We start from the raw sequence: 5,213 nt of genomic DNA, 5'->3' as shown, positions 1-5,213 counted from the left end.
GATGAAGCGGTTGCCGTGGCGCACACCAACAACAACACGTGAGCTGGCGCGCCTCGTGTGGCAAAAGGAGAGGGGCGAGAGCCCATGGCCTGCATTGAAGCGATCAAGCATGGCGATCGTGGAACCAAGCTGCCCAGCCGACCATCCGGACCGCGGCCTTCAATGCCAGCTCGCCTTGGAACCGGCCTTCCACGAATTGGCTGAGCGGGCAGCGGAATCCGGCTGGACCCAGCAAGAGATAGCCTGCGCGCTCCTCGAGCTCGCCGGCGCACGCTTGAAGAGCAACTCCGTCAATGGCGAGACTGAGAGGGCGATTGACCGTGCCATGGCAACGAGATGAGCGGCATATTCAAGAAGCTTCGCCTGACCCGATAGAAACGTCGCTGCGCCAATGAGTTTGGCGGTGAGTGGTCGCCAATCGGCTTTGTCGGCATGTGAGGCCGCTTCGCAATGGGCTTCATTGCCGACCGCGCCGGCATCCGGACAGCACTCACGATCCGCTTCCTCGCTGTGTTGTTGTCTTCGTTCTTCCACCCCAATACGACCAGCCTGATGGCCGCAGCAGCCCTATATGGGCTGGTCTATTTCTCGATGTTTCGCCTTTTCCCAGCCTCAGCAAGTCCTTCGATCCCGCCGCGTCGACAACCGTCTTTGACGTCGCAAATGCCCTTCTCGGCCTCTCAAGCACTCTGGGGGATTCGTTGGTGACTTCGCAAAATCCGTCTTCGGGACGTTCCATTCTGTCTATCTGTCGGTGTCTGTTGCGAGCCTCGGTCTCGTGTTGCTGACCCTCTCCTTAAAACGCGAAGGGGTCAACTCGATTGCCGGAATCCCTCGCCGGTGACCGCTGCCTGCATACCGTCAAAGCCATGGAAGGTTTCGAAAGGCACTAAAGTCATCGCAGAGTTTTGCAGCGTGCGAAGGTCAAGGAGTTTTGCGACAGTCACAAAGAGCCTGAAGCCGTCCTGCCCTCGGTGCTCCAATATATCGCCGCTAACGCCGGATGACGATAATCCCGGCCAGCGCGATCACAACGATACCGAGCATGGAAGCCGCATCCAGACGTTCCGAGAACAACACGATGCCCCATAGCACTGCGAAGGCCAGATAGGAAAAGTCCCAGGTCGAGATGATCGAGGATGGTCCCAATTGGTAGGCGATGGCCGTGCCGACGCTGCCGATCAGCATCATCATGCTCAAAAGCCCGATCAGGGCCCATTGTGTCCAGCCCATTGGAATCCACTCGCCGACGAAGAGGCTTTGTGCGCCCTCGCTCCCAGCCATCACGGTCGCTAGGCTCGCGCCACCCCCAAGAGCGATCGCTATCACGTTGAAGATCAGCGCCAGAACAAAGGGGTTTTCGCCACGGCTCTTGGTGCGCGTCAGCACCATCGCCAGAGCGTAAAGGATCGCGGAAACCAGCGGCATCACGGCATGGATGCCAACATCGCCGGCCTGCGGCTTCAGCATGAGCAGCACACCGGCGAAGCCGAGGCCGACTCCGATCCAACCTTGCACCCCGACGGGTTCCCTGATCCCGAAGGCCGCAAAAAGGGTGATGAACAGCGGGATCGTGTAATAGACGGCCGCGGCAATCGAGAAGTCGAGGCGCGGTAGTGAAGCGTAGTAGATCAGCAGGCTCGACAGAAGCAGGCTGCTTCGCACGATGGCCCAGCCAGGATAGGCTGGGCGCAACGATACCTGCGGAAAGCGCCATTTCAGGATCGAGATCAACAAGGGCAGCGTGACGCAGGACCGCAGGAAAATGAATTGCGACAGCGGCATGGCCGAGATCGTGACCTTGATGATCGCGTCCGCGATGGAAAGCGTCAGGCCAGTGAAAACCATCGCCGCAACGGCGATGCCCACCCTGTCCGCCTTTGGGGCCGTCTGGCTGATCGACATTTTCACGTCCCCTCCTTCGCGCGCCGAGGCTACCGAGCCGAGAACGTTCCAACAATTCTGATTATACGGACATTTTGTCCGTGCTATTGCACAATGGCAGCGACACGAAAGAGGATGCGGCGCTTTGGACGGCGTGAACGACATGATCATTTTGGCCGAAGTCGCCGAAACGGGCAGCTTTACCCGTGCCGGAGGGCGGCTCGGGATGCCCAAATCCACAGTCAGCCAGCGAATCGCCCAGCTTGAGGCACGCCTGGGACTGCGGCTCCTCAACCGTTCCACCCGGCACGTCAGCCTCACCGGCAGCGGCCAGGTCTACCTCGAATACTGCCGCCGCGTTCGCGCAGAGGTCTCGGCTGCGGACATGGCGATGACCAATCTGAAGGAACAGCCTGTCGGGACGCTGAAGATCACCTGCCCGGAAGTAACAGCCAGCTATTTCATGCCGACCTTCCTACACGGATTTACCACGCAGTTTCCCCGGATCGCGGTCGAGCTGATCGCCACAAACCGGCATCTCGACATTATCCGCGAGCGGATTGATTTCGCTTTTCGCGTTGGCACGACCACAGGTCAGGACCTGATCGTGCGGCGTGTCTCATCGATTAAACGGGTTCTCGTCTCCGCCCCGGCCTATCTGGCGGCTGGCAGTCCTCTGCGGGAACCGACCGATCTTCTGCATCACCGCTGCCTGGTGCATGATGCGCAGCCTGAATGGGTGTTCTCGTCAGACGATACACCGATCGTCATGCGTCCGCCTGCGGCCGCGACTTCGGACTCGATGGGCTTTCTGCTGCAATCCTGTATCGCGGGCGGCGGGGTCGCACTCCTTCCCGCCTATGTGTGCCAGCCGTCCGTCGCGGTCGGCCGGCTTGTGGAACTGCTACCCGGCTGGGAAATTCCGCCCTATGAAATGATGCTGATCTTCCCCAACCTGACGAACCAGTCCAAGGCGCAGGCCGCATTCCGCTATTATGTGAATACCTTCGACTTTTCAGCGTTTGCCGTTGGGCGATAGCCGGACTTCCCGAGTCTGCCGGCTGCTTGTTGCGTACTATCTGTCGCAAATTCCTAAAAACCCGAGACAGAGCAGTTGACGCTAGGTTTCCGACCGTTTTTGCATCCCATGTCATTGCCGCAACCATTAGAAATACCGCGACATGATCCTGCGACCTGACGTCGACGTCGGCGACGGCCGTAGAGCAGCCATTCCGCCGCCTCGCGATCGCTTCGTTGGACGCGTCAGCCGGGAAAAACGCCCACGACCAGTATTCCGGCCTCGCGGGCGGCCTCGACGAAAGCCTGCCGCGCAAAACGGGGCGGCTGCTCGCCCTTCAGCACCGCGATGCAGGCTTCGCGGGCCTTCTTGTGGCGCGGCCCGCCAGTCCGTCGGCCAGATGCGGAGAAGACACTCGGCCGCCGCTCGGGTGGAAGGCGTCCGCCCAGTTCCACACGGACATCGCTCTTCCAACGCTTCGCATCCAAATCGCCCGCCAAGAGCTTCCCTCAGTTCGCCAACGGTCTTGAAAGAATCCTGCAGATGGTCCGACCAAGCCCGGCCTGCCGAATCCGTGGCGAGAATGCCGATCATTCTCGAAAAGGCAACAAAGGTCTTGCTGGCACCTTTTGAACCGGGACGAAATTCAGGCAGTACAAGGTTGGCCCGATATCGAATTTTTGCTGACGTGCGGAGGTCCTAAAGTGGTGTTGTTTCGGCAAGGACGCTAGAGCACGTCCTGTGATCGATGAATCGATTGTGATGTGACAGCTGCGTCTTGTGCTGATTCAACATCCACCTCGATGGAGGTGGACGATGGGAAGAGCATTGAGCGGGGATCTTCGATCGCGGGTCTTGAAGGCTTCGGACGAGGGGATGTCGGCGCGGCAAGCGGCGGCGCGGTTCGGCGTGGGAGTGTCCAGCGCGATCCGCTGGATTGCGCGGGCGAAGATCGGCGAACTGGCACCACGCCCGCAGGGCCGCCGCCGCGCCTCCAGCCTCGATGCGCATGAAGCCTTCATCGTCGGGCTGATCGAGGAACGCAAGGACATCACGCTGAACGAGATGGTGGAGCGGCTGGTCGCCGAGCAGTCGGTGCGGATCAGCCGCAGCGCCTTGAGCGCCTGGCTTCGCGGCCACGGCTGGACATTCAAAAACGTATGGCCCGCCCGTCGGCAAGAGGTTTATTTCTGATGGCGGCTGGTCTGCATCAACGTATACGGCGTGTCGGCTGATTGCCGTCGCCAAGATGGAGATCCGCACGCTCCGGGCCTCATAAAAGTCACGGCGTCGAAGCGCCATCTTTTGAACCAGGCTTCCAGAACGTCGGTTCGACCGTCAGGCCATCTTTCAAAGTCCTCTCGCAGACATCATCGGTCGGGCGGCGTCCATTCGTGTCGCCGCTGACCTAATTATTTCAGGCGGTTGCCGTGGCTCGGTCGGCCTCGAAGGGTGCCTCGCGACGCAATATCACCCATGCGATGCGGGCGAGTTTGTTGGCCAGCGCCACCACCACTGTGTTGCGATGCCGTCTGACGAGCAGGCTACGCAGCCACGCGCCCAGCAACGTCTGGCTTCGGGCCAGCGACGGCAAGGCCGCCCTTGCCCCATGGATCAGCAGCGTGCGCAGGTATTTGTTGCCGCGCTTGGAGATGCCGAGCAGCCTGGGTTTGCCGCCGGTGGTATGTTGCCGGGGCACGAGCCCCAGCCATGCGCCGAGATCACGGGCTCTTGCGAAGGACGAGCCGTCCCCTACAGCGGCGACGAGAGCGGTGGCATTGAGAACACCGATACCGGGGATCGACGTCAGGCGCCGAGCGGCTGCATCGTTGCGGGCCAGTTCGACGAACTCCCGATCCAAAGCCTCGATACGGCGGTCGAGATCAAGCCATTCCTCCCGCATCTCCGCAAGCAGGCGGCGAATGCGGCCGGCCATGAAGTCCGGATCGGCGAGCAATGCCTCCACAGCCTGCTCGAGCTTGCGGCGTCCCTGTGCGATAGTCGTGCCGCGCTCCAGCAGAATGGCGCGCAACTGGTTGGTCAGCGTCGTGCGCGCGCCCACCAGCCTTGAACGAACCCGATGCAGCGACTGGATGTCCAGCTGCTCCGCCGTCTTCAGCTCGACAAATCGCATAGTCGGCCGTGTCGCGGCTTCGGCGATGGCTTCAGCGTCCCGATCGTCGATCTTCTCTGGTTGCCGCCCTCGATGCAAGAGCCTTCCAACCTGATGTGCCCGGTGATCGAGTGCGTTCTTCTCTCAGGCCTTTTCCTTGCGGCCTTTCAAGAAGCCGCGGGCCGGTATGGTGATCTG

General features: G+C 60.9%; 5 protein-coding genes and 1 pseudogene. 3 read left to right on the top strand and 3 right to left on the bottom strand.

Translation table 11 applies throughout. The annotated features are described in order from the left end of the window. The first annotated feature begins 450 nt into the window (after positions 1-450). Positions 451-708: a hypothetical protein gene (locus EOA85_RS26895; RefSeq protein ID WP_127211786.1), complete on the top strand. Its 258-nt coding sequence runs from the start codon at positions 451-453 to the stop codon at positions 706-708. 285 nt (positions 709-993) lie between these two features. On the opposite strand, the gene EOA85_RS26890 is transcribed toward EOA85_RS26895, so the two are convergent. After that, positions 994-1,905: a DMT family transporter gene (locus EOA85_RS26890; RefSeq protein ID WP_245486029.1), complete on the bottom strand. Its 912-nt coding sequence runs from the start codon at positions 1,903-1,905 to the stop codon at positions 994-996. A 133-nt stretch (positions 1,906-2,038) separates the two neighbouring features. Between EOA85_RS26890 and EOA85_RS26885 the strand changes: the two genes are divergently transcribed. Further along, positions 2,039-2,923, top strand: coding sequence for a LysR family transcriptional regulator (locus EOA85_RS26885; RefSeq protein ID WP_127211784.1), 885 nt, complete (start codon positions 2,039-2,041; stop codon positions 2,921-2,923). A 224-nt stretch (positions 2,924-3,147) separates the two neighbouring features. Here the strand turns inward: EOA85_RS26885 and EOA85_RS26880 are convergent, their stop codons facing one another. Beyond that, positions 3,148-3,390: a DUF982 domain-containing protein gene (locus EOA85_RS26880; RefSeq protein ID WP_164759901.1), complete on the bottom strand. Its 243-nt coding sequence runs from the start codon at positions 3,388-3,390 to the stop codon at positions 3,148-3,150. A 328-nt stretch (positions 3,391-3,718) separates the two neighbouring features. On the opposite strand from EOA85_RS26880, the pseudogene EOA85_RS26875 reads away from it, so the two are divergent. Then, positions 3,719-4,054: pseudogene (locus EOA85_RS26875) on the top strand (transposase); the annotation flags it as partial. A 265-nt stretch (positions 4,055-4,319) separates the two neighbouring features. On the opposite strand, the gene EOA85_RS26870 reads toward EOA85_RS26875, so the two are convergent. After that, positions 4,320-5,114: an IS110 family transposase gene (locus tag EOA85_RS26870; protein WP_348627931.1), complete on the bottom strand. Its 795-nt coding sequence runs from the start codon at positions 5,112-5,114 to the stop codon at positions 4,320-4,322. Between the last annotated feature and the right edge of the window lie 99 nt (positions 5,115-5,213).

This window comes from Mesorhizobium sp. M5C.F.Ca.IN.020.29.1.1 (genome assembly GCF_003997375.1).
Taxonomy (GTDB): domain Bacteria; phylum Pseudomonadota; class Alphaproteobacteria; order Rhizobiales; family Rhizobiaceae; genus Mesorhizobium; species Mesorhizobium wenxiniae.
Note: the sequence above shows the minus strand (reverse complement) of the source record. Positions and strands in the feature narration are given on the sequence as shown.